Source organism: Neobacillus sp. B24, from assembly GCF_055381825.1.
In genome coordinates, this window is record NZ_AP035777.1 from 3,356,959 (window position 1) to 3,380,558 (window position 23,600).

Annotated in this window: 21 protein-coding genes, 1 pseudogene and 1 riboswitch; of the genes and pseudogenes, 10 read left to right on the forward strand and 12 right to left on the reverse strand. The window is 42.4% G+C overall.

Features of this window, described 5'->3' with window-relative positions; all coding sequences use genetic code 11:
* Nucleotides 1-10: 10 nt before the first annotated feature.
* The 4 genes from ACZ43M_RS16470 to ACZ43M_RS16485 form a co-directional block, all read right to left on the reverse strand.
* Nucleotides 11-775 (reverse strand): SDR family oxidoreductase, encoded by a 765-nt coding sequence (locus ACZ43M_RS16470; protein WP_464503628.1) that lies wholly within the window; start codon nt 773-775, stop codon nt 11-13.
* A 16-nt stretch (nt 776-791) separates the two neighbouring features.
* A complete protein-coding gene (locus tag ACZ43M_RS16475; RefSeq protein WP_464503629.1) occupies nt 792-1,880 on the reverse strand; it encodes a tartrate dehydrogenase in 1,089 nt (362 codons plus the stop codon).
* A gap of 333 nt (nt 1,881-2,213) precedes the next feature.
* Nucleotides 2,214-3,665: an aldehyde dehydrogenase family protein gene (locus ACZ43M_RS16480; protein ID WP_464503630.1), complete on the reverse strand. Its 1,452-nt coding sequence runs from the start codon at nt 3,663-3,665 to the stop codon at nt 2,214-2,216.
* 172 nt (nt 3,666-3,837) lie between these two features.
* Nucleotides 3,838-5,679, reverse strand: coding sequence for a sigma-54 interaction domain-containing protein (locus ACZ43M_RS16485; RefSeq protein ID WP_464503631.1), 1,842 nt, complete (start codon nt 5,677-5,679; stop codon nt 3,838-3,840).
* A 409-nt stretch (nt 5,680-6,088) separates the two neighbouring features.
* Here ACZ43M_RS16485 and ACZ43M_RS16490 point away from each other — a divergent pair, with 409 nt between their 5' ends.
* Both ACZ43M_RS16490 and ACZ43M_RS16495 read left to right on the forward strand, forming a co-directional pair.
* Nucleotides 6,089-6,373 (forward strand): DUF3219 family protein, encoded by a 285-nt coding sequence (locus tag ACZ43M_RS16490; protein WP_464503632.1) that lies wholly within the window; start codon nt 6,089-6,091, stop codon nt 6,371-6,373.
* 18 nt (nt 6,374-6,391) lie between these two features.
* Nucleotides 6,392-7,387, forward strand: a complete 996-nt coding sequence (locus ACZ43M_RS16495) for an LLM class flavin-dependent oxidoreductase (protein ID WP_464503633.1) — start codon at nt 6,392-6,394, stop codon at nt 7,385-7,387.
* Between the two features lie 82 nt (nt 7,388-7,469).
* Here ACZ43M_RS16495 and ACZ43M_RS16500 read toward each other — a convergent pair whose 3' ends face one another.
* Together ACZ43M_RS16500 and ACZ43M_RS16505 are read right to left on the reverse strand one after the other, a co-directional pair.
* A complete protein-coding gene (locus ACZ43M_RS16500) occupies nt 7,470-8,342 on the reverse strand; it encodes an aldose 1-epimerase family protein (RefSeq protein WP_464503634.1) in 873 nt (290 codons plus the stop codon).
* Nucleotides 8,343-8,506: 164 nt separating this feature from the next.
* Nucleotides 8,507-8,704 (reverse strand): hypothetical protein, encoded by a 198-nt coding sequence (locus tag ACZ43M_RS16505; protein WP_464503635.1) that lies wholly within the window; start codon nt 8,702-8,704, stop codon nt 8,507-8,509.
* A gap of 251 nt (nt 8,705-8,955) precedes the next feature.
* Here ACZ43M_RS16505 and ACZ43M_RS16510 point away from each other — a divergent pair, with 251 nt between their 5' ends.
* Complete coding sequence (locus ACZ43M_RS16510) at nt 8,956-10,089, forward strand: histidine kinase N-terminal domain-containing protein (protein WP_464503636.1); 1,134 nt, start codon at nt 8,956-8,958, stop codon at nt 10,087-10,089.
* Between the two features lie 165 nt (nt 10,090-10,254).
* Nucleotides 10,255-10,635 carry a hypothetical protein gene (locus ACZ43M_RS16515; RefSeq protein ID WP_464503637.1) on the forward strand — a complete coding sequence of 127 codons (381 nt, stop codon included), beginning with the start codon at nt 10,255-10,257 and terminating at the stop codon, nt 10,633-10,635.
* A gap of 50 nt (nt 10,636-10,685) precedes the next feature.
* Here the strand turns inward: ACZ43M_RS16515 and ACZ43M_RS16520 are convergent, their stop codons facing one another.
* Nucleotides 10,686-10,856: a Fur-regulated basic protein FbpA gene (locus tag ACZ43M_RS16520; protein WP_464503638.1), complete on the reverse strand. Its 171-nt coding sequence runs from the start codon at nt 10,854-10,856 to the stop codon at nt 10,686-10,688.
* A 142-nt stretch (nt 10,857-10,998) separates the two neighbouring features.
* Entirely contained in the window at nt 10,999-12,018 is a 1,020-nt protein-coding gene (locus tag ACZ43M_RS16525; RefSeq protein ID WP_464503639.1) for a DUF3231 family protein, read from the reverse strand.
* A 194-nt stretch (nt 12,019-12,212) separates the two neighbouring features.
* On the opposite strand from ACZ43M_RS16525, the pseudogene ACZ43M_RS16530 reads away from it, so the two are divergent.
* The 5 genes and pseudogenes from ACZ43M_RS16530 (at nt 12,213) to ACZ43M_RS16550 (ending at nt 17,706) form a co-directional block, all read left to right on the forward strand.
* Nucleotides 12,213-12,745, forward strand: a pseudogene (locus ACZ43M_RS16530) (HD domain-containing protein).
* Nucleotides 12,746-12,748: 3 nt separating this feature from the next.
* Nucleotides 12,749-13,699 carry an aromatic acid exporter family protein gene (locus tag ACZ43M_RS16535; protein WP_464503640.1) on the forward strand — a complete coding sequence of 317 codons (951 nt, stop codon included), beginning with the start codon at nt 12,749-12,751 and terminating at the stop codon, nt 13,697-13,699.
* A gap of 315 nt (nt 13,700-14,014) precedes the next feature.
* Nucleotides 14,015-14,881 (forward strand): tyrosine-type recombinase/integrase, encoded by an 867-nt coding sequence (locus ACZ43M_RS16540; RefSeq protein ID WP_464503641.1) that lies wholly within the window; start codon nt 14,015-14,017, stop codon nt 14,879-14,881.
* Complete coding sequence (locus ACZ43M_RS16545; RefSeq protein WP_464503642.1) at nt 14,878-16,020, forward strand: IS91 family transposase; 1,143 nt, start codon at nt 14,878-14,880, stop codon at nt 16,018-16,020. The genes ACZ43M_RS16540 and ACZ43M_RS16545 overlap by 4 nt, the downstream gene beginning before the upstream one ends.
* Nucleotides 16,021-16,400: 380 nt before the next feature.
* Nucleotides 16,401-16,500, forward strand: a riboswitch (SAM riboswitch).
* Nucleotides 16,501-16,578: 78 nt separating this feature from the next.
* A complete protein-coding gene (locus ACZ43M_RS16550) occupies nt 16,579-17,706 on the forward strand; it encodes a 5-methyltetrahydropteroyltriglutamate--homocysteine S-methyltransferase (RefSeq protein WP_464503643.1) in 1,128 nt (375 codons plus the stop codon).
* Nucleotides 17,707-17,763: 57 nt separating this feature from the next.
* Here the strand turns inward: ACZ43M_RS16550 and ACZ43M_RS16555 are convergent, their stop codons facing one another.
* The 4 genes from ACZ43M_RS16555 to ACZ43M_RS16570 all read right to left on the reverse strand — a co-directional run bounded on the left by ACZ43M_RS16555 (nt 17,764) and on the right by ACZ43M_RS16570 (nt 21,364).
* Complete coding sequence (locus tag ACZ43M_RS16555; protein ID WP_464503644.1) at nt 17,764-17,904, reverse strand: YrzI family small protein; 141 nt, start codon at nt 17,902-17,904, stop codon at nt 17,764-17,766.
* Between the two features lie 299 nt (nt 17,905-18,203).
* Entirely contained in the window at nt 18,204-18,854 is a 651-nt protein-coding gene (locus ACZ43M_RS16560; protein WP_464503645.1) for a response regulator transcription factor, read from the reverse strand.
* Nucleotides 18,854-20,281, reverse strand: a complete 1,428-nt coding sequence (locus tag ACZ43M_RS16565; RefSeq protein WP_464503646.1) for a PAS domain-containing sensor histidine kinase — start codon at nt 20,279-20,281, stop codon at nt 18,854-18,856. Before ACZ43M_RS16565 ends, ACZ43M_RS16560 begins: the two co-directional genes overlap by 1 nt.
* 174 nt (nt 20,282-20,455) lie before the next feature.
* Nucleotides 20,456-21,364, reverse strand: a complete 909-nt coding sequence (locus ACZ43M_RS16570) for a hypothetical protein (protein WP_464503647.1) — start codon at nt 21,362-21,364, stop codon at nt 20,456-20,458.
* Nucleotides 21,365-22,081: 717 nt separating this feature from the next.
* On the opposite strand from ACZ43M_RS16570, the gene ACZ43M_RS16575 reads away from it, so the two are divergent.
* Complete coding sequence (locus ACZ43M_RS16575; protein ID WP_464503648.1) at nt 22,082-23,518, forward strand: IS6 family transposase; 1,437 nt, start codon at nt 22,082-22,084, stop codon at nt 23,516-23,518.
* Nucleotides 23,519-23,600 lie beyond the last annotated feature (82 nt).

A 23,600-nucleotide genomic window follows, 5' to 3' on the forward strand; every position in this document is an offset into this window, starting at 1 on the left:
CACTTTCAGGTTAGATCCCGCGTCCGCCATCAATATTCAGCACCTCACCTGTCACCATTTTGGCTAGGTCTGATGCCAAATACAGCGCACCCCGGGCAATATCCTCTGGCTGAATTAACGTTCCAAGCGGCACGCTATCTTGAAAAATCTTTTTCACGCCCTCGTCCTTTTTGGATTGGTCGCCGGACAGGAATTTTCCAATCATCGGTGTGTCAGCGGGACCGGGATTAATCGCATTGACTCTAATTTTGTAAGGTGCCAGTTCGAGCGCGAGAGCCTTCGTCAGCATGAGCGCCGCTCCTTTTGAAGCACAATAGGCGTTTAATCCCGGGCGCGCGCGAATCCCGGCAATCGAGGCGATATTGACAATGCTGCCGCTCCCTTGTTGTTTCATGTAAGGAACAGCATGCCTTGCGGTCAGAAAAATAGATTTTGTATTGACGTTCATAATAAAGTCCCATTGTTCCAGGGTTAATTCTTCAATCGCGGTGAAGGCTTGCGGCACACCGGCACAGTTAATGACAATATCCAAGCCGGCATAGGCTTCGAGCGTCTGCTTTACAAGATTGGCAACATCGTCATCGTTCGTCACATCGGCCCGGACAGCCTGGACCGAGTTAAGCCCTGTTGCATTTGCTGCTTCTGCTGCAGCCTCACCATTTAAATCGGCAAACGTCACATTGGCGCCCTCTGCCGCGAACGTTTGGGCAATCGCTTTTCCCATCCCTGATCCGGCGCCGGTCACAATCGCCGTTTTTCCGGTTAATAGACTCATAGATTGGACACCTCCATTAAATTTTTGCGCTAAGACTAAGTTCTGCCATTTTGGCGACGATGGCATCGCCCATTTCTATCGTTTTAGCCTTTCCGCCAAGGTCAGGGGTTCTGATTTTTCCATCTACCAGCACCCCTTCAATGGAATCGAGAATTAGTTTCCCGACTTCCGGAAGCTGAAGATGGTCCATCATCAGGCTCAGGCTCCAGATGGAGGCTATTGGGTTAGCAATTCCTTTTCCGGCTATGTCGGGGGCCGAGCCGTGAATCGGTTCGAACATCGATGGGTAGATGCGCTCCGGATTGATATTGCCAGATGGCGCCAGCCCCAGGCCGCCGACAATGGCCGCGCCCAAATCGGTCAAGATATCCCCGAACAGGTTGCTGCCAACGACCACATCTAAGGTTTCCGGACGGGATATAAAGTAGGCCGCCAAGGCATCAATATGGTAGATTTGCGTTAATACCTCCGGATAACCGGTGCCGATTTCTTTGACCATTTCATCCCAAAACGGCATCGTAAAGTTGATGGCGTTTGACTTCGTTGCCACGGTCAAATTTTTCTTGGCTCTTTTCTGGGCATAGGAAAAAGCATAGTTTAAGATTCTTTCAGACCCGTACCTTGTAAAAATATTATTCTGCACCGCCAGTTCATACGGGGTGCCCTCATGGACCCGTCCGCCCATATTGGAATACTCGCCTTCGGTGTTTTCCCTAATGACAACAAAATCAAGGTCGTCATGGTTTTTATACCTTAACGGGCTCTCGAGGCCGCGTAACAATTTAATCGGCCGTAAATTGACATACTGCTGAAATTTCCGGCGAATCGGCAGAATCAGTTCCCATACCGAAATGTGGTCCGGCACCGTTTTTGCCCCGACAGCACCAAACAGTATGATATCAAAATCCTTTAACAGTTCGATGCCGTTGTCGGGCATCATTTTTCCATGCCGAAGATAGTAATCACAGCCCCACTCAAAATACTCGCAGGAAAACGTGAGCCCGCCGTGAATCTCTTCCGCTTTTTTCAACACCTTCATTGCTTCATTCATGACCTCCGGGCCAATGCCGTCACCGGGAATCAACGCGATCGAAAAATGCTGCACATGCTTCACTCCTTTCCTTCATTTTTTAAAAATTACTGACGAAAAAGCTGGTGGGTTTTCTTAACTGACAGTAAATTTATCCTATCCGAAGTAAACCCAGCTTATCTGACAGTAAATACATCCTATCCGACAGTAAACCCATCTTATCCGACAGTAAACCCATCTTATCCGACAGTAAACTCAGCTTATCCGAGAGTAAAACCACCCTATCCGAGAGTAAAACCACCTTATCCGAGAGTAAATCTCACTTATCCGAGAGTAATCCACGCTTATCCGAGAGTAAACCACACTCATCCTCGAGTAACGCCCACTACTACTACAAAACCTGCCTGCTCAGTCCTCCGCCGGCTTGATTTTAATGGCGATATTTTTTAACTGCGTATAATTTTGCAGGGCCTCGACTCCTTTTTCCCGGCCGATTCCGCTTTTTTTATAGCCGCCGAAAGGAAGCTCGACACCGCCTGCAGCGCCATAGTCATTGATAAACACTTGGCCGCTTTTCACCTTGGCCGCGATTCTATGTGCCCGAGAGATATCACTTGTCCAAATCCCAGTCACCAGCCCATATGAGGTACCATTCGCCAACTGTATCGCTTCTGCTTCTGTCTCGAATTCAAACACAGTCAGCACCGGACCAAACACTTCTTCCTGGGCAATTTCACTGGTTGGCGAAACGTTGTCAATAATGGTCGGTTCAAAATAATACGCTTCACCTGGCAAATCCACCGTGGCTTCCTTGCCACCGACGATAACGGTGGCGCCTTCCTCCTTGGCCCGCTCCACCATCGCTACAATTCGGTCAAACTGTTTTTTCGAAATAATCGGGCCGAGATCGCTATCGGTTATCCCAGGGCCGAGGTTTAGATTTTTCATTCGCTCGGCCAGCCTGCTTACGACTTCCTCTTTGATGGAGGAATGAATCAGCAGCCTCGAGCCGGCGGAACAGGTCTGGCCAGCATTCTGAATAATCGACCGTAACACCCATGTCACAGTCTCCTCGATATCGCAGTCAGGGAACACAATATGCGGTGATTTCCCTCCCAGCTCCAGGGTGACAGGAACAATATTTTTTGCCGCCGCCATCATCACGCTTGAGCCTGTGCCGACTGAGCCAGTAAACGTGATATGATTGACATCAGGATGGTTCACGAGCGCCGCTCCCGCCTCCGCCCCATAACCGGTGACGACTTGAAGTGCCTGTTTCAACACATCAATCTCAGAAAAAATCTCAGCTAGCTTTAGGGCTGACAGAGGTGTATCCTCAGCAGGCTTTACGACCACGGTGTTGCCAACCGCGATAGCTGCCGCCACGCCCCTTGAGGTAATTTGCAGCGGATAATTCCACGGAATAATTTGCGCACATACCCCCATTGGTTCCCGTACCGTGTAGTCAATTACATACGGGGCCACGGGGATGGTTTCGCCAAACATTTTATCGGCGATGCCTGCATAATACTCGAAATAACGTGCTCCACTTTCAACATCACTTCTTGCCTGTGTCAGCGGCTTTCCGGTGTCGAGCGTCTCGACTATCGCAAGTTCCTCAAATCGCTCGCGTATTTTTCGGGCGACTTCATACAGGGCCTGCCCCCTGTTAATTGGCTTTAATAATTGCCATTCCCTTGAGTCAAAAACATTTTTCGCCGCAGTGACCGCAAGATCGACATCCTCTGTTCCACCGCGTGGTACTTCGGCAATGACTTCGTGATTGGCCGGATTATAAACGGAAAATGACTCCCCTGAAACTGACGCCACCCATTCGCCATTGATATACATTCTCTTCATCGTAACCCTCCCATTCACCAAGATTTGTTATCTTGCCTCATTTATTTGCAAGTTCTGTGCCAAGATTGAAAATTTAGAAGAGTCGGAAATATCAAATAAAAAGCAGGAATAAGATTTCCCTGCTAGTACATAGGATGTTGTATTTTGCAACACGGCATTGGTTTTTGCAACATCATAAATTGTATTCTTTCATTTTTCTCCACAGCGTCGACCGATCAATTCCAAGGGATTGTGCTGCCAGTTTTTTATTATGGGCAAATTTTTCTAATGTCGAGATGATGAGCTCCTTCTCCTTGCCCTTAATACTTAGTTTATTATCCGCAAGTTCTGCAGCCTTCCTTCTCATTTTTTCAGATAGGAATTTTGCTCCTTGAAGCCTTAACACCTCTGTTTCTTCCAGCACCGCCATTCGTTCAATGGTATTCCTTAATTCGCGAATGTTTCCCGGCCAGTCGTACCTTTGAAATAACTGAATTAACTCCTCTTCAACATGGGTAATTTTCGTTTTTCGTTTTTCATTAAATTCATTCACAAACGCATCAACCAGCATCGGTATGTCCACCAAACGCTGGCGGAGCGGCGGCAATTCCAGAGCTAATATATTCAAACGGTAAAAGAGGTCGGAGCGGAAATGTTTCATTTCCACCGCTTCTTCCAAATTCCTGTTTGTGGCGGTAATGATGCGAACGTCTACCGGGATGATCCGTTCCCCGCCAACACGCCTAATGGTCCGCTCTTGGAGCACCCGTAACAATAATGCTTGGATCCGCAGTGGAATTTCGCCGATTTCATCCAAAAACAAGGTTCCCCCATGGGCCAGTTCAAATAACCCCGGCTTTCCATCTTTTAGCGCACCGGTAAACGTGCCTTTCTCATAGCCAAACATTTCGCTTTCGAGGAGATTTTCCGGCAGTACGGCGCAGTTCACGGCAACAAACGGGCCCAGCGACCGGGGACTGGCGGCATGGATTCCTTGGGCAAATAATTCCTTTCCTGTCCCCGACTCGCCTGTGATTAACACGGTCGATTCCGTTCCAGCAAATTTAGCGGCCAGTTCTTTGGCCTCGATGATTTCCTCGGTTTCCCCGACGATGTCACTTAAACGATATTTTGCTTCAAGGCCGGTTTGATGAAGTTTTTTCCTTAATTGCAGTTCGACTTTTTGAATATCGGTAATTTCTTTAAAATTGGAGACGGCGCCGACAATTTTTCCTTTGACGATAACCGGTGTGCGATTGATAACAATTTGCCGCCCGCCGACAGCAGCAATATCCCCTCTTTCCTCCTTCCCGGTTTCCAACACCCGCAGCATGTCCGATTGCGGGATAAACTCCGTGATATTATGTCCCTTCATTTTCCCTTCAACGCCCAGGATCGTTTTGGCATGTTCATTCACCAACCGAATATTTCCGGTTCGGTCGATCGCAACCACGCCATCGTGGGTGGAATTGACGATGGCATCGACTTGATACCGTTCTTTTACCATCTCCTCTGTATAATTCACCAATGAACCTGCAATCTGTAAAAAAGGAAGCAATGATGTATAAGAGGGTTTAATGAAATGTAAGTTTTTCATATGCGGGTTGGATAATAATCCTTTCATCCAGATCGGAGCCAAACATACCCGATTATGATTTTGTGCGGTTAATTTTCTTTCTGTGAAAAAGTCGAGACGAATTTCGTCTGCATTGCTTTGTCCTTCCTGCTCTTTTTTCAGCCACTGTATTTCTTCCGCTGAGGCAAGAAAAACATACTCCGTATCATTCGATATATCAAAAATGGTCTTGATTGACGTTTTGATATCGCCAATTGTGAGGGGAATTGGGATAATCGGAAACGAGAGACCGGCCAGTTCTTTCTGAAAAATGGCAGGTGTGATAATGACCATTGGATTCATGATTTGATCCAAAATGGAATTTATCGAATAAAAACTGGCAGATGGGTATCCCATCTCTTTTAATAAATCTTTTATTTGTTCTTCATATAAATCTTTCATTTTAAAAAGTGCAATCATTGTTTCACTCCCTACTAGAAAGTAAGTGCGATTATCTGATGTATAGTCTTTATTTTTAAAATATTCTTACTTTAATTTTAAAACCAAATTTTAAATATGTAAACCTATGTTCTTTCGCTTCCCTCTCTGCCTCTCTTGAAGTATCCAAGAATAAAAACAAGGCAGACCGGTTTCAATCGGCCTGCCTTGAAAAAATCCACTCCACTATTACGCAATTGGCATCCCTAACGAAGCCAACAGCACATACTAACATTCGTTAGTTTATATTGATACTACATACTAACATGTGTTAGTTTGCAAAGAAGTTTTTTCCAATTTTTTGTACTTTAACCTCAAAAATCCCCTTAAGTTGCCCGTCTTTTGGACTAGTGCTATGATTTTCATACAAAAACGATAAGGAGACGATACTTTGGAAAAAGCAATCAGCTTAGATGGAACATTGATTATTGTGGATCATTTACAAACAGAGATCCAGAACGGCCAGCATAAAATTGATGTGAAGTTTCATGTAACAAGTGAGGATTACCATGATATTACTACTCTCCTATACAAAGGAACCTTCGATGTAGTAGTTCCAGAAACGGATTTGGCTTTTAGAGGAAGCATTCAAGAATATTCCACTTCCATTACCAATTTATATGAGGGCGGCCGGGTCGGAGAATTTGTATTATCTTTGGTTGAAGTCAATAAGTAAGAAAGAAGGCAAAAAACGGTGAAATTAAGTATTTTGGATCAATCCCCTATTTCTTCACAACAGACTGCCCACGAAGCTTTAACTGAATCGATGAAGCTTGCCCAAGCGGGAGAAGCGCTGGGTTACAGCAGGTATTGGATTGCCGAACATCACGATTTGGCAGGACTCGCCTGTTCTGCTCCTGAAGTCATGCTGGGTTATATTGGAGCACATACATCGGAGATTAGGATCGGCTCTGGAGCGGTCTTATTACCCCATTACAAACCGTATAAAGTAGCCGAAGTTTACAATATGCTATCCACCTTGTTTCCGGGCCGGATTGATTTGGGGATCGGCCGGGCACCAGGCGGTTCGGCGGAAGCAACCAATGCGTTGTCGGATAATTTTCTCCAGCAGGTTTTTAAAATGCCAGCCTTAGTAAAGGAACTGCTTCACTTTTTGAATGGAGATTTTCCGGAAGATCATGAGTTTGCAAAAGTGACGGCAGCACCAAAGCCCATTCTTCCTCCCATGCCGTGGATTCTGGGAACCAGCAAAAAAAGTGCCTTACTTGCGGCTGAGAATGGCTTGGCTTATGCATTTGGCCAGTTCATGAGCGACCAGGATGGGGCAGCGATCATTCAACAATATCAAGATAGCTTTAACCCGGGAAAAATTGGGTCATCCCCTTATGTATTATTAACTGTAACGGCCATATGCGCGGAAACCACTGAAAAAGCCGAAGAAATGGCGTTATGCAGCCTAATTTGGGCCTTGCAAAAAGAAAAAGGGGAAGGAAAATTTGTTCCATCGATTGATGAGGCCAAGGGTTACCAATTGAATGAGAAAGAAAATGAAAAGCTCGAGAAAATGAAACAAAATATGATCATCGGCACCCCACAGGAGGTTGGGAGGAAACTGATGGTGATACAGGAAAAATATAAAGCGGATGAAATCATGATTGTCACCATTACCCACTCACCAAAGGACCGGCTGGAGTCCTATAGGCTTATAGCCGGTGAGGTGTTATCTTAATAAGGATTTCAGAGTTTTAGCCGCAAAAAAGTGCCAGGCAGATGCCTGGCAATTTTTTGGAAGAGAAGAACACTCCCTAGCTTCACTTAAACTTCATACTATATTCAGCCTGGAATGATTCTCCTGCTGCTAGTGTATTTATGCCAAATTTTTCTTTGAGGTTACCGGTTGTATTAGCAGTATCAGCGATGCCGTACCACGGCTCAATGCATACAAATGGAGCGATCTTTCCATCCTTGTATTTTGACCAGATTCCCACAAACGGGAAGCCTTCGAACATGACTTCTACGCCATGACTTGTTCTATTCGAGACCATGGAGATTTTGTCAATATTGCTGTACACAAGTGCATCCTTGGCGAATAATGCGTCAGTGAGGGGGATGACAGAAATAGAATCAGCAGTCCCTTTTTCATGAATTAATGAATCTTCCAACTCATATTCCATTACAGTTTTATTTGCAGCACGAGTCAGTTCTAAACTGTAGTCCTCAACCTTTTCATTTTCCAAAAGTGGAATCTTAAAGGCAGGATGAGCGCCGATGGAAAAAACCATCTCTTCCTTGTTTTCGTTCACAATTTCCCATTTAACGAGGAGTGAGTCCTCCTTAAGGCTGTAAGTAATAATCGCGGTAAATTCATATGGATAGATATGTAGGAAGGAATCGCCAGATTTAAACGCAAATGAAACACTTGTTGCTGTCTGATTCCCCACCGTAAATTCAACATCACGTAAAAATCCATGCTGGGACATCTCGAAGGTCATGCCATTAAGTTGGTAGCGATCCTCTTTTAATCGACCCACAATCGGAAATAGCACAGGTGAGACGCGTCCCCAGTAGGCAGGGTCCCCATTCCACATATAATCGAGACCGTTTTTCTTATGCTGCACCTTTCGTACTTCTGCACCACTTTCACTTATTTCTACCTTTAACCAATCATTTTCCATCACAATCATCTTATGTACCTCTTCTCTAATCTTGAGTGAATACACCTTATTATACCGTTAAGATTCCACAAAAAAAATGCTGGAGCTATTTATTGTCTGCTCCAGCATTTTTTGACTTTTCACATATGCAACTTCTTGTTGTGGTGCCTGGCAATGGTCATTATAAAGAAATCTTAGCCTATGAACTTTTTATATTTGGACCCTGGAGAGTTTAAGCCATGCGTATACTTAGCCGTTTCATATGGTCCAGAAGAAATGCTTTTATAATCCCCCTGCTGACTTTTTTTACTTTTCCATTGATCGTACGTTAGCTTACCAGCACTATCATCGTTTAAATATTTGATATAATCATCACCATAAATATAAATCATTGGTATCGCCTCCAATCATCATTATCATTGTATGCGCTTACATTTTAAAAGTGCACTTTATTTCTACAAAAATAAGAAACACTTTTCCCTACGTATATATTAAATTCCACACCAACCGCTCGTTTCCTCTTTTTTACCATTTTTTCTTTAGGCCCAACGGAGGCAGCGAACCCCCCTGGTTCATTTTTCTGTATAAAGATTGGCACTTTTATGGTATATTTTCTTTATATACGAGGAGAGTGGGCTTGTTAATGGAATCTATCGTACAAACGGGGAATGACAAGAAGCAGATTGGTCGATATCTTAAAGATAATAGAGAAAAATTTCTACATTTTTGGGAAGAGGAAATCATCGTACACTATCAAAAGGACAATAAGGGCCTGATTCTAATGAACGGTTCTTTGATGTATGACATCATCACGACTTCCATTGAGGATGGTTACTCCGATCATGATATCCAATCATTTGCATACAAAGTAGGCGAGGAACGGGCCAATGCTAATGTCAATATTGGGGAATTTGTTTATAATGTTAATCTGGGTAGAAGTATCCTTGTCAAGTATATTAATCTATCTGGAATTAAGACCGAAGAATGGCAGCCCATCATTGACTTAATCAATAAGCAGTTCGATTTATTCTGTTATTATGCAGTGACACGATACACCGAAATAATGGATGAAAGGCTGCAAGAAAAGAATCTATTTATTTCACAGACTCATAAGGACAGACTGTCTATACTTGGACAGATGTCCTCAAGCTTTGTTCATGAATTTCGCAACCCGCTTACATCTGTCATGGGCTTTATCAAACTGTTACAACATGATCATCCCCAGCTGCCCTATTTGGATATTATTTCAACGGAATTGGACCAGTTAAAATTTAGGATTACTCAGTTCCTTCATACATCCAAAATGAACCTGCTTGCTGAAAGCAACAGTGAAGAAATTACGATACATTTATTAATAAAAGAGGTAGTCGATTTCTTATATCCGAGCATTGTCGGCGGCAATATTCAGATGGTGTCAACTATTGATGAAGATATCAAGGTAAACGGCGATCGCAATGAATTAAAACAAATTTTTCTAAACCTACTAATGAATGCCATTGATGCTGTGTGTGAAGAAGAAAATCTGCGAAAAATTACGATTGAATCTAATATAGAGGATCAGCAAGTCAAGATATGTATTTCAAATAATGGCCCAACGATCCATCCAGAAGCCGTACAATTTATTTTCGAACCATTTTTTACAACGAAGAAATTGGGTACAGGAATTGGCTTATTTGTATGCAAAAACATTGTTGAAAAAAACAACGGTGAAATCAGTTGTATGTCAGATGATCATTTAACCACCTTCCAAGTTACGTTTCCTATAAAAAAGAATTAGGTACAAAAGATTATCTTTCTCCGAGCTATTCAAGGGAAAGGTAGTCTTTTTTAGTTCCTGGGGTTTTAGGATGGTTACCATGACATTCCTGTCTAGATAGATAAATGTCAAATAAATTTCTTAGGCATATGATATAGAGACAAAACGTAAATGAGGTGACAGTTGATGAATTATCCAATCTACGATCAGCGAACACACCATGGCGGTGGTCACGGTCAACATCACGGTGGACATGGAGATGGACATGGTCACGGTGGTGGACATGGTCACTGGGATCACGGTGGTCACGGTGGTGGACATGGTCACTGGGATCACGGTGGTCACGGTGGTGGACATGGTCACTGGGATCACGGGGGTCACGGTGGATTCGGTGGATTCGGTGGATTCGGTGGTTACGGGCAAGGTGGATTCTTACCAGGATTAGCGACTGGAGCGTTAACTGGCTTGGCACTTAGCGCTGCCTTACCAGGAGCATATCCGGTTGCTCCCTATCCTTATCCTTATCCTTACCCATCTCCATATTCATCCCCATATCCGTACTATTAATTATTTTAAGGCAGAGCAGTGCTCTGCCTTACTTTTTTTCCCTTAATGTTTTACTTTGAGGGTGTTCTCGTTTGTTTAAACTGCCTGTATTCATGTTCCAATTCAGTAAGTGATAATTCAAAAAGCTGCTTATCTGCGATCTTATATACACTGAAGGCCAGGAGTCGATCAATTAGCCTTTGCCGCCTATCTTCTACTGCCTTCCTCAGGATATTCCCCATTTGCCCCACTCCCTTCCATTTCGACCTTCCACTTTCTTTCGAGTTGTTTTGAGTATAAAAGGAAGGAAATGACAATTCAACAATCTTGGTAACAAATCTCTCACGGTTTCACATCGTTGAATCCCCCTGCCAAGCTTTTTATTTAGTTACCCGTTTCTTTTTTTCCTTTGGTTAAGGCCCTTCGGTCGACAGCCTTCGGCGGTTCCTCTACCCATCCCTTTTCAATCATGAGATTCATCCCATCTTCGGCAAACCTTAAAAGTTCACTGGTAAGTCCTAAATATTTTTCTGCTATATCTCTTCTTGACGTCACGCTTAAGGCGGACCCATAAAAGGCAATTGCCACCTGTGTCGACAGTTGGATCTGATACATCATCCATTTGTCAGAAAAAGGTGCAGTTGTAGCGTTTGTGACCGAAGATTGCCAAGAGATTGGGGAGGTAAGTTTTTCTTCACGAAAAATTTTCTCAAAAGTTGCAATGTGCTTATTTGAAATTTCCATTCCCCTTTTAATGTACTGGCGAACTTGTTTGGAAGAAGCCACTTGGGTAAATCCAAGCTTTAAGGCTACATGCAGGTGCATCTTATTCATATTGTAGGTTATATCACTAATTTCCATAGCAGTTAGCGGCCGCCGTTCACCGAACCAGCCTGTCAAAAAGCTTTGGTGTTTAACAAAATCGAACGATTCCGGTGGTGATAGCACTGGAGGTCTTTCGTAAATCCCCTTAGTGAGTAAAGCATCGATAACTTTTTCAAAAAGGCCCATGGTTTCAATATTGCATTCCATATAATATTTTCTGAGATCAGAACGGGTCGAGGTACCAACAGAGAGCGCATAGCCAGTAAGCCCCTGAATCGACATGATATACATGTAGTACAAATAGAAAGGATCTTGGAACAGCCTTGGTGCTGTAATATTCACATCCTCTTCCGTAAAACCTATAGGAATCGGGAACTCTTCCCCCTTAAAGAACTGCTTTATTTTTTGAACATGCTCTTCCGAAATAATGAGTGATTGTTGGTAGACTTCCCTGATATCCTTGTCCTCTATATGGTGAAGGGCATACTTGATAAAACAAATCGACATCGTGTCAAACATATATTGGGTCCAAAGGCTTGAAATTTCTGATGCTGTTAATCTGATATTGGATTGTGCCATGCTCATACTCCAAATAGTAATTTTATTTATTTTATTATTACCAAGGAAACCCATTAGTATTTACAAAATGTTTCACCACGTAGCTTGGAACGATATCTCACATACTTTTTTCTCTTTTTATGTCCTTATCATACAAAATCAACCTTATTTGTTTTATAATACAGGTTAACTATTTTTTAAAAGGGTGATTAAAAATGAGAGAGGTAACTCTGATTCAAATTTTCAATCATCATATCGCTAGGAAGTATTTAAGCCGCTCTGGAATTGTTCATGCCATTGCCTGTGCCTACCATGCATTCAAATTGGCAAAGGAATATGATGTTTCGGTTGATTTGGCCGCTAAATCCGCTCTGTTGCATGATATGGGACATTATACTTGGTACAGTAATGGGAAATGGGATTATGATTTATATAAACAAAATGATATCCATGCCATAAAAGGTGCTGAGCGAGCGCATAAATTATTGATTCGATTAGGGGAAAATCCTATCATTGCCAAAGAAATTGCGCTAGCTATCTTATTTCATACGGATTCCTATATGCCAGAAGGATTTATCAAACGAACCCCCTGCAGGAAATCGTCAAACTGGCAGACGAAATGGACGAAGAGCAAGGCGGTATGCATCATTACCGGACAATCAATAGAGAGAAAGCGGCGGCCATGGTACAACGCTTGGATGCAATGATAGAAGAAGAATTGAAGAATAACAGCACTGATAGAGGTTAACTTATGGTTCGTTTAAAAATCGGATATCGGACATTAAAGACTGCCATTGGAACGGCGGCAGCCATCATCATCGCGCAATTTTTTGATTTGCATTTTTTTGTTTCTGCAGGTATTGTCACCATTCTGTGTATCCAGAACTCGAAGAAAAAGTCGTTTCGAACCGCGTATGCCAGATTTACCGCCTGTTTGCTTGGGATCGCCTTTTCATTTGCCTTCTTTGAAGGAATTGCCTACCATCCTTTAGTGATTGGTTTATTGCTCTTATTTTTCATTCCAGTCACTGTGCTGTTCAAAGTAGCGGAGGGGGTTGTCACAAGTTCCGTCATCATTCTCCATATTTACTCTGAACATAACATGACGATGGGAATTGTGTTGAACGAAGTCGCTCTGGTTATTATTGGGATCGGTACGGCCCTTGTCGTTAACCTATACATGCCAAGTCTTGATTCAAAATTGAAACAGTACCAAGTGGACATTGAAGAGAATTTCCGAAAAATCTTTCAGGAGATGGTTTCGTATTTACGGACCAATGAAAGCCGTTGGATGGGCGAGGAAATTACCGAGACGGTCCATTTGCTAAAAGACGCACAAAGCTTGGCCCTCCGGAATGTTGAAAACCAATTTATGCGCTCAGAAAATTATTTCTATGATTATTTCAAAACCCGCGAAAAGCAATTTGAAATCATTGAACGTTTCTTGCCGATTGTGACTTCGATTGAACCATTGGTGAAGCAAAGATTTATGATTGCCGATTTCCTTGAAGAGCTAAGCCAATCCATCCACCCTGGGAATACGGCCCAGAAAATGCTAAATCACTTATATCAGCTGCAAACTGAAATGAAAGAAGAACCACTCCCCCAAACAAGAGAAGAATTTGAAGCCAGAGCCCAACTATTCCAATTTCTCAAAGAACTTGAACAATACTTAATGATAAAGAAATCGTTAAAGGTATGATGGGGACCACGGGGACGGTTCTGATGGCGCCCGTTCTGGGCGCCATCAGAAGAACGAAATCGCTACGCGATGGCTTTTTAAAACCCCACTCGCACCTAAAAAAGTATAAAAAAAATGAAAAAGTATGTTCTCTGTGGTATTGTTTTATCGCCAAACAAAACAACCAAGGAAGGACATACTTTTTCACTTGAAGATTATATCACGCACTTTCCAAAAAATAAATCTACATATTTTCCCTTTTCCAAACAGGGCTCCTCCTGCCTTCTGATTATTGATCTATTACTTAGCTATTAATCAACATCAGGAGGAAACATCATGAATCAATATGAACAAAAAGTGGAGTTATACTTTGAGCTTAAGGGCACCCCGGATTCCTCAAAAGAATCGTACTGGCGCAGAATGAACGCTTTTCTGAGTTATATGCAGGAACACACTAGACCCATAGAAGAAATGACCTTGGAGGATGTCCAACAATACATCCTTTACCTCAAAAAAGACAAGGGTCTATCCCCAGGAACCATTAATAATTACATTTCTGCGATTAAGTTCTTCTATACCTATGTTTTAGAAAAGGAATGGAATTCTATTAAGGTTCCGAGGATGAAAAGAGCCCAAAGTTTCCCTGTCATCCCACCTAAAGAAGAAGTTCTTTTACTATTAAATTCAACCAATAACTTGAAGCATAAAGCCATTCTTGCATTAATTTACGGCAGTGGACTTCGAGTTAGCGAAGTAGCTAAATTAAAAATTTGCGATATTGATAGTAAGAGTATGCGAGTTCGCGTCCAAAACGCTAAACACAATACCAATCGATATACCATTCTATCCGAGACAGCACTGATAGTGCTGAGGGAATATTTTAAACATTACTTTTCCAAAGATTATACACGGAATGATTGGTTATTTCCAGGTCGAGATAAGTCGGACCCTATTCATGTCAAAACGATAAAAAATACCTTAATTAAGTTAAAAGACAAGCTTCAACTTGATCCGAATATTTCTGCTCATACACTTAGACATTGTTTTTCCACGCATCTTTTAGAAGATGGGGTGGAACCAGTGTTCATCCAACAGATGCTTGGGCATAAGAGTTTGAAAACTACTTTAACGTACCTGCATATGACCTCCAAGAGTGTCATGGGAATCAAGAGCCCCTTAGATACCGGAGGGGATAAGGCATGAGTACAATCCAAGAAATTTTTCGGAAATTCTATCCCATGTATGTAGAAAAGTACAGACCATCAAAAGGGCAAGCCAAGGCAGCTAGGGCAATCATGAACTGCAGAACGGCCACCCTCGGTGGCCATGCCTATGGATGTCATAATTGTGGTCATACTCAAGTAAGTTATAATTCTTGCCGGAATCGGCACTGCCCGTCGTGCCAAGGGGTGACAAAAGAGGTCTGGATTGATAAAAGGAAAAAGGATATCCTTAACGCCCCATATTTTCATGTGGTTTTTACCATGCCGGAACAGCTGCACATGTTAATTTATCATAATCAGAAACTACTTTATGATTTAATGTATAAAGCCGTCTCGGAGACCTTATCGGAACTAGCCCAAGACCCTAAATATTTGGGAGCCCAAATCGGTTTTTTTTCTGTCTTGCATACTTGGGGTCAAAATTTGCATTATCATCCTCACATTCATACCGTGGTATTGGCTGGAGGATTAAACAAACTAAATCGCTGGTGTAACTCCAGTCATAAGTTTTTCATCCCTGTAAAAGTGTTATCTAAGAAATTCCGTGGGAAGTATCTATACTTTTTAAAGCAATATTATGAACAGAACCGACTCCAGTTTTATAACGAGGCAAAGAGTTACGAAGATCCAAAACAATTTCAGCGGTTAATAGACAAATGTTATTCAATAAACTGGTATAGCTATACGAAAAGAACCTTCTCAGGTCCATTGGCAGTGGTGCAATATCTTGGCCGTTATACTCATCGAATCGCGATCTCCAATCAACGAATTATTTCAATTGGTAAAGATACTGTCACCTTTCGGGCAAAAAATTATCGGGACAATAGTCGGAAAAACACTATTACGATGAGAGGTGTGGAATTTATTCGCCGATTTCTCATGCATATTCTCCCGAAGGGATTAGTGAAAATCAGGCATTACGGAATACTGGCCAACCGGAATAAGAAAACCAAACTAAGAATCTGCAGGATTTTAACCCAAAGCCGAGTCTACAAACCAGCTTTTGAAGGACTTAGTACCATTGAAATAGTTTCTAAACTTATTGGGAAAGACATCACTTTATGTCCTTCCTGTAAAAAAGCACACCTGGTGGCTGCCGTATCAGACGGGCTGCCTTAAGCAGAAAAAACTGAATACCATTTTAAAAAGCCTCTTCAGTGGGGAGGGGGAAAGTTTACCCAAAAACAATGAAAATCAAAGAGGAACGCTGGTAGCAGATTCAAAATAGAAGAAAAAACAAAAATTAATAGGGTAAGAAAAAGATTGAATCCCCATAGAGAAGGGGGCCGCGACTTCATTCTTCTCGGGCAATCAAAAATTTTGCGCAAATGGACGCGTTTCATTAGAAAGCACTAAGGCACAGCTAGTTCAGTTCACTAGCTGTGCCTTTTTACGCGCAAAACTTCCGATTGTCCCCTATAAGAACCGTCCCCCTGGTCCCTGCTTGACAGATTGGCAGAACAGTTGTAATGTATTGTTTAATTAAATAGTTTTGAATATTCTTATCGAGAGAGGTGGAGGGACTGGCCCGTTGAAGCCTCGGCAGCAGACTTTTGTAGTACTGTGCCAATTCCAGAAGCGGATGCTTGAAGATAGGAAGAGCCCATTATTGTAATGATTCCCTCTTCTTATTTTTAGAAGAGGGTTTTTATTTTTTATGAAGGAAGGAATACACCTATGACTAAAACAATTGTTAAAGCACCATTTAAAGCAGATCATGTAGGAAGCTTTCTCCGTTCTGAACCTGTTAAGGCGGCAAGAAAGGCTTTTGCCAATGGCGAAATTGACGCGCAAGCCCTAAAGATCGTGGAAGATCAAGAGATTGACAGTCTTGTACAGAAGCAAATACAAGCAGGCTTGAAATCCATCACAGACGGTGAATTCAGACGGTCCTGGTGGCATTTGGACTTCCTTGCCGGTTTAGAGGGTGTCGAATTCTTTGAAAATGAATATATCAGTGCCTTCAAGGGTGCGAACACTAGGAATAGTGCTATTAAAGTGGTAGGCAAAATTGATTTTAATGATCACTATATGCTGGAGCACTTCCGATTTTTAAAGCAAGCAGTTGAAAAGCATGGGGACGGCAGTCAAGTAGCGAAGTTTTCGATTCCAAGCCCGAATATGCTATTCACCCGGATTCAAGGCGATGAATATTATCACGACAACAAAGAGCAGTTTTATCAGGATACTGTCGCTGCCTACAGAAAAGCCGTCCAGGCATTCTATGACGCCGGCTGCACTTACTTGCAATTGGATGATACGTCCTGGATTGATTTTGTCTCCGATGAACGCATCCAAGCAGTTGTGGAAAAAGAAGGTAAAGACGTACAAGAAATTATCAAAACACGCGTTAATTGTGTGAATGAAGTGATTGCCGACAAACCGGATGATTTGCTGGTTACCATGCATATTTGCCGCGGCAACTTCCTCTCCACGTATATTACAAGCGGCGGATACGATGAAATTTCCGATGCAATCTTTGCACAGTTAAATGTCGACGGGCTGTTCTTGGAATATGATGACCAGCGCTCCGGTGATTTTGAACCGTTGAAAAGCTTTAAACGGAGAGATTTAACCGTTGTCCTGGGGTTAGTTACTTCAAAATTTCCAGAACTTGAAAGCCCAGAAAGTATTAAAGCAAGAATTGAAGAAGCAAGTCAATATATTCCTTTGGAAAACCTGGCCTTAAGCCCTCAGTGTGGATTTGCCAGTACAGAAGAAGGAAACATCTTAACAGAAGAAGAACAGTGGAATAAGATTAAACACATCGTCGGTATTGCCAAGAGCGTTTGGGGTACCCTCTAAGCAGGATTCAATTAATGAGGTGGCGAGCAGTTTCCAAGCTGCTCGCCTTTTTCCGAATTATAGCCAGTGCCCCATCGAATGTGCCTGATCTTTATAATGTTGGTAGAGCTTTTCAACCTTTTCCCTGTGAATCTCCTTCTCCAAATTTACAGCTCTCTTTTTAATGATAATTGATAAAGAAAAAATATTAAGAGTCATTTCATCCATCTCCTTTGAGTTTTGGTAACCAAGGGACCAGGGGGACGGTTCTCCTGGCGCCGAAGCGCCGGGCCGGGAACCATTAGAACCGTCCCTCTGGCACCCCTTGTTACTTTTCCTTTGTGTTTTGTGTTGGTTTCTATAGTCTCATTTTACGCAGTTCAGCCGCTCTCCAAACCGCATGCTTTTGAAGGAAAACCGCAGGATTTTGGGGTGCAAGTTGCGGGTTTTTGCGGGAGAAGGACATAAAAAAACTGCCGGGGATTCTTCCTTGGCAGCTTGCATTCTTCCTATCTTATTTACTTCAATTCTTCTTCCGGGATCAATCCCAGCTTTTTCGCTTTCGCAATCGTATCGACACGAGTCCGGACGCCAAACTTTTGGTATAGCGTAGTTAAGTTATATTCCAATGAACGCTGACTCATCGCCAAGGCGCTGGCAATTTCCCGCGTACTTTTCCCTTTTGATAGTTCTGAAAGGATTTGTTCCTCCGTTGATGTCAAAATGACTTTCTCACTTGCAGAAGAGTTATCGGCGATAATTCCCGGCCTGCGCAGCTCCCTTACAAGCGAAAGTGGAAGGACGACCTGACGCTTCAACGCACAGCGGATCCCGGTAACCAAATCATCCCTGGAGGACGTTTTTGACAAAAATCCCGCCACTCCTGCTTCCACGAGTAAATTAAAATGAGGCTTGATATCAAAACCGGTATAAATCAAAATAATTAAATCCGGATTATAGGCCAATGCTTGCTTTGCCAATTCCAATCCATTTAAGTGAGGCATATACAAATCGAACAACAGTACATCATAATGATTCAATTTAATCACGTTCATCGCATTCAGTGAGCTGCTCTCCACCATTATGTTAAAATCAGGTTCTTGCTCCAGCAGCATTTTCGTTCCTTCAATAATCGACAAGTGGTCATCAACAATTAAGATATTTACCATTATACTAAACTCCTTTCCAATGTAATGGGAATTTCCAAGTGTGCTTCTAACCCGCCGCCGGGCACTACGCGAAGCTCTACATTCCCTCCAAGGCTTTGTGCTCTTTGTTGGATGGTTGTCAGTTTTAAATATTCAGAGCTGTTCTTATCCAAATTTGTTATGTCATCACGATAGGTCATCATCAAAGAATCATTTTCAACATAAAACTCAAAACTTAGTTGATTTGCTCCGGGGACTTCCTCGGCATGTTGAATCAGTCCCTGGACAATTCGATAGATGCCGATTGTTTGTTCGTCGGTTAAATTTAATTCCGTTAGATCTTCAGAGGTAAACAGTATTTTATAGGTGGAGGAAATCTGGATATGCTCGAATAAATTTTCCAATGACCGTTCCAGCCCCAAATCTCTTAACAACGGTGGACGAAGCTTATTGCACGTCGCTCGGATGTCATGAATAATATCGAGCATCCCCTGCTCAATGCCGGTCAGCCTAGACTTTGCTTCTTTTTCAAATTCCACCCGATTTAATAGGGATTCCAATCTTCTGTATAATTCGATTTGATCCTGCAAAACAGTATCATGCAGGTCACTAGATAACGTTAACCGCTGCTGTTCCTGGAGATTAAACATCATCCGGAGGACCCATGGCGGTGTTTCCTTTTGCTGGGTTGCCGTCTCCAGCTGTTGGATCAAATCTTCAATCATATTTAAATTCTCCAACACCATCATCGCATAAAAAGCCAATGTTTCCAGCCAAATTGATTCCATTGTTTCACGTAAAGCCTCGGCTCGAATGGACAGAAGGAACGGGGCTTGCTTATGTTCACCGATTTTGATAAATACTTTTTCGCCAGCCCTCTCTATTTTTCCTGTTGGTAAAACCATATTTTCGGGATATGCTTTCAATACGATAGGATTGGAGTTTGGTAAAATCGTTTCCACTTCCCTTAGCAGCCTTGCTTCAAGATCGGGAGGTTTCATCACATAAGAAAGATCGTGCGAAAAATTCTTCAAACTGTTTTGCAGTGTTTCATGGCGATTCTTGTGATAGGCCAGATCCATTTCCATCAGCTTTCGTTCGGTAATATCCCTTGTTGTCACGACCTGAAGGTAATTCTCCGTATCTGGGAGCGGCGTGGTTTTACATTCACAGTACCGGATTTCTCCGTTCTTCTTGACAACCCGATATTCCGAAGTATTACTTTGCTTTGATTCCAGCAGATTTACATGCCGCTGCTCCAAATATTCCCGATCCTCGGGATGAATCATGAAAAATGTATCTCTATTTTGAAATTCTTCAGGACTATATCCACTGAATTCATAAATATTTGGGGTTACATAGACAACGTGCCGGTTCCGATCCACAATCATGAGCACATCGCTGGTGTGATCTGCAATGTATTGAAAGAATTGCTGACTGCCGTTCATAAAAAACACCACCTGTATTTCTTACTTTCTACTAATAGTTTAACGGAATTGGATCCTGCACAAACCGCAAAAATCTTGCGTGAGTGGCGACTTTTTTGTGATGCTCCCCTTTTCTTTTTCAAAAATAGAAAAAGGAGAGCAGCTCCTGCCCTCCCCCATTACCTGCTGGACTACTTATTCTGTAATTTCAATGACAAACGGGAAGGCTCTGACCTTGCCATTTTGCTGGAACTCCGCCCAAATTTTATAAATACCTGGCTTATTAAACGTTGTTTCAAAAATCGTGTCAGTATCGTTAGAAGGGTGTACATGAAGAAACTTCTTTCCATATTCGTCTAATATCACCACATGGCCCATCGCACCCAAATAAGGGGTCAAGTTGGTTCTATCAAGGTCAAAGGTCAGTTTCACCGGTTCGCCGGCTTTAAAAGAACTGACGTTCATTGTTACCTCTTCCCCATCCACTGATTTTGTAAAAGCTGTGTCAGGCATCAATGCATGGCCATGTCCTTCCTGTTTCGGAGTGCCAACCACAAATGGAACCGGCTCTACCTCGTAAGCATAGTTTGTCGGCTTAATGTCAATAAAGGCCTTATAATAACCTGGAGGCAGCGGATTTCCGATGGTGAACTCGCCTTCCCCTGTTCGTTCCGGATGCACATGGTAATACTTCTGCAGTTGTTCATCGACCATGATCAGATGAAGTATTTTTTCATGGTTGACTTCTAATTGGTCAACCGGATTCCCAGCCTTATCTTTTAAAAAGATCTTGATATGGCTTCCATCATTATAAACAAAGGTATTGACCTGGCTGCCATCACCATGAGAGGAATCTCCACCATGACCATGACTTTCTTCTTCCCCGTGACCGCCCGTTTCTGCGGCTTCCTCACTAGGCTCTGTCCCCATATCTTCCATGGTATCCATCGTATCCTTGTTTTCCTTATTCTTTGTGGCTTTTCCCATATCCTGCATATTTGCCTGTGCCGTTTCCTTTTCATCAGCAAACCATTTGTCATATGCCTGAAAACCGACGATCACGACGGTCACGTACAGCATTCCTGCCACTGCCCATTTCCACATTCTTCTCACTCCTTGGTTCATTTCTATGTTCCTATCTTACGGCGGAAATGCTCACCACAAACCGCAAATCAACCGCACCACTCCGCAAAGATTTTGGTGACCTCCGCCAAATTATCGCTGCTTCAATAAACGGAGATTTTCCGGTTAGCCTAGAGAATAGAGCTCGGTTCGGGGATTTTAAGCGGAGGTTTTCCGCTTAAGTAAAGAAAAATCACTCATTTTCGTGTTTTTCAAGTCAATAGGCGGAATCTTTCCGTCTATTTTGGCTATTTTCAGTGCTATTTCATAATTAAAGGAAATTTTTCCGCCTATTTATCAAACACCTCGCTTTAACGTCTGATGAATTTTAATAACTTAGGGGGAATTTGGTAAAAAAGGAAATTTAAAAAGGGCTTAGAGAACTCTAGCCCTTTTCGCCTGTGAAATATACTGTGAAGTCGCTGCGTAATTTACGATTTAGCACCTCACAAATAAACAAGCCCCCTCCTATTTATTTCAAAAACACATCTACTAACTTTTGCACGTTTGCATCCTGCACTAAATTGTTATAGATAAAATAACCCCCCAACAGGACCACGTATTGTAAAAACTTTTATAAGAAATAGGCTATAGAATCCTATTATAGAGGGCTTTATAAGCAAAAAAATTGCCACCCCCTTAAATCTAAGGATAATTGAGGTTACCACACTCTCAACAACCTAGATAGGAAGTGACAATTTGTACCCTCAAATTATAACCTATTTATTAACTTTTATTAAGTACCAAGAACAAATAATTCGAACATTACTTACCCTTCTTATTGGGAAGGGGATGTTTGAAAAGCCTGAGGAAAAACCTGTAAATAAACCTTATCGTAAACTCCAGGTGGATGATCTTCCGATCATCGAAACCATTCAGAAACTTGATTACCGAAGCCTCCTAACCGAATACCTGGAGAAGAACGGTAAACAACTAAAACCTGTTCAAAGGCGTTCGAATACAAAGGCATGTGTGCCCAAGTCAATGAAATGTCCGCAGTGTGGTGCTCCAGCGGATTATCTTTATGCCAATAATGGAGGCAAAGGACAGTTTCAATGTAAGGTGTGTGCCTGTCTTTTCAATGATAAAAATCGATATTCGAAGGAGGCTATTTTGAAGTGTCCTCATTGTTCTAGGACCCTTGAGAAAGTCAAAGAGCGAAAAGACTTTGACGTGTACAAGTGTAAAAATAATGACTGTTCCTACTACCAGCAGAAACTGAATGGCATGTCTGCGAAAGAGAAGAAACAGTTTAAAAAGGATCCACAAGCCTTTAAATTAAGATATATCTTCCGGCAGTTCCACATTGATTTTCAGCCATTGTCAAAGGCTTCTCCTAAGAAACCAAAGGTTGACTTGGCCAGGCTTTATGTGTCGCCACATACATTGGGGCTTATTTTAACCTATCACGTTAACTATGGCCTTTCGGCCCGGAAGACAGCTGCACTCATGAAAGATATCCATGGTGTTTCTATATCGCATCAAAGCATTTTAAATTACGAGAACGCAGTTGCATTAATCCTTAAACCTTACGTAGACCACTATCCCTACGAGCTTTCTGATCAGTTCTGTGGGGACGAAACCTATATTAGGGTTCAAGGTCGTTGGCATTACTTGTTCTTCTTCTTTGATGCGGTAAAAAAGATCATTCTGTCTTATCCAGTGTCAGCAAATCGAGATACAGCGACAGCAATCCGTGCCATTGATGATGTCCTAATGAAATTTAAAGAGATTCCGGAAGATCTTACATTTGTGGTGGGCGGCAATCCGATATATCTCTTAGCCCAACACTTTTACGCCCAGCATGATATTCACTTTGACATTACTCAGGTCATTGGGCTTACCAATGAAGATCCTGTATCAAAGGAGTATAGGCCTCTCAAACAAGTGATTGAAAGACTCAATCGCACATTTAAGGGCAATTATCGCTCAACACACGGGTTTGGGTCCGAACATGGGTCTGTTTCGTTTGTGACGCTTTTTGTGGCTTACTTTAACTTTTTACGGTCTCACTCAGCGTTAGAAGGTAATGTGCCAGTGGTTAATCCAGAGCTCTTACTGCGACCGAATATGCCTGCACGCTGGACTAAATTAATAGGTTTAGCTCAAGATTGGATCATTGAACAAACAGTCTAACTTTTTGTTTAGCAGAGCCCTTGAACCCACTAGCAACCGGCGAAGCGAACTCTTGACAAACCGAACTTGCCAATGGTTTAAA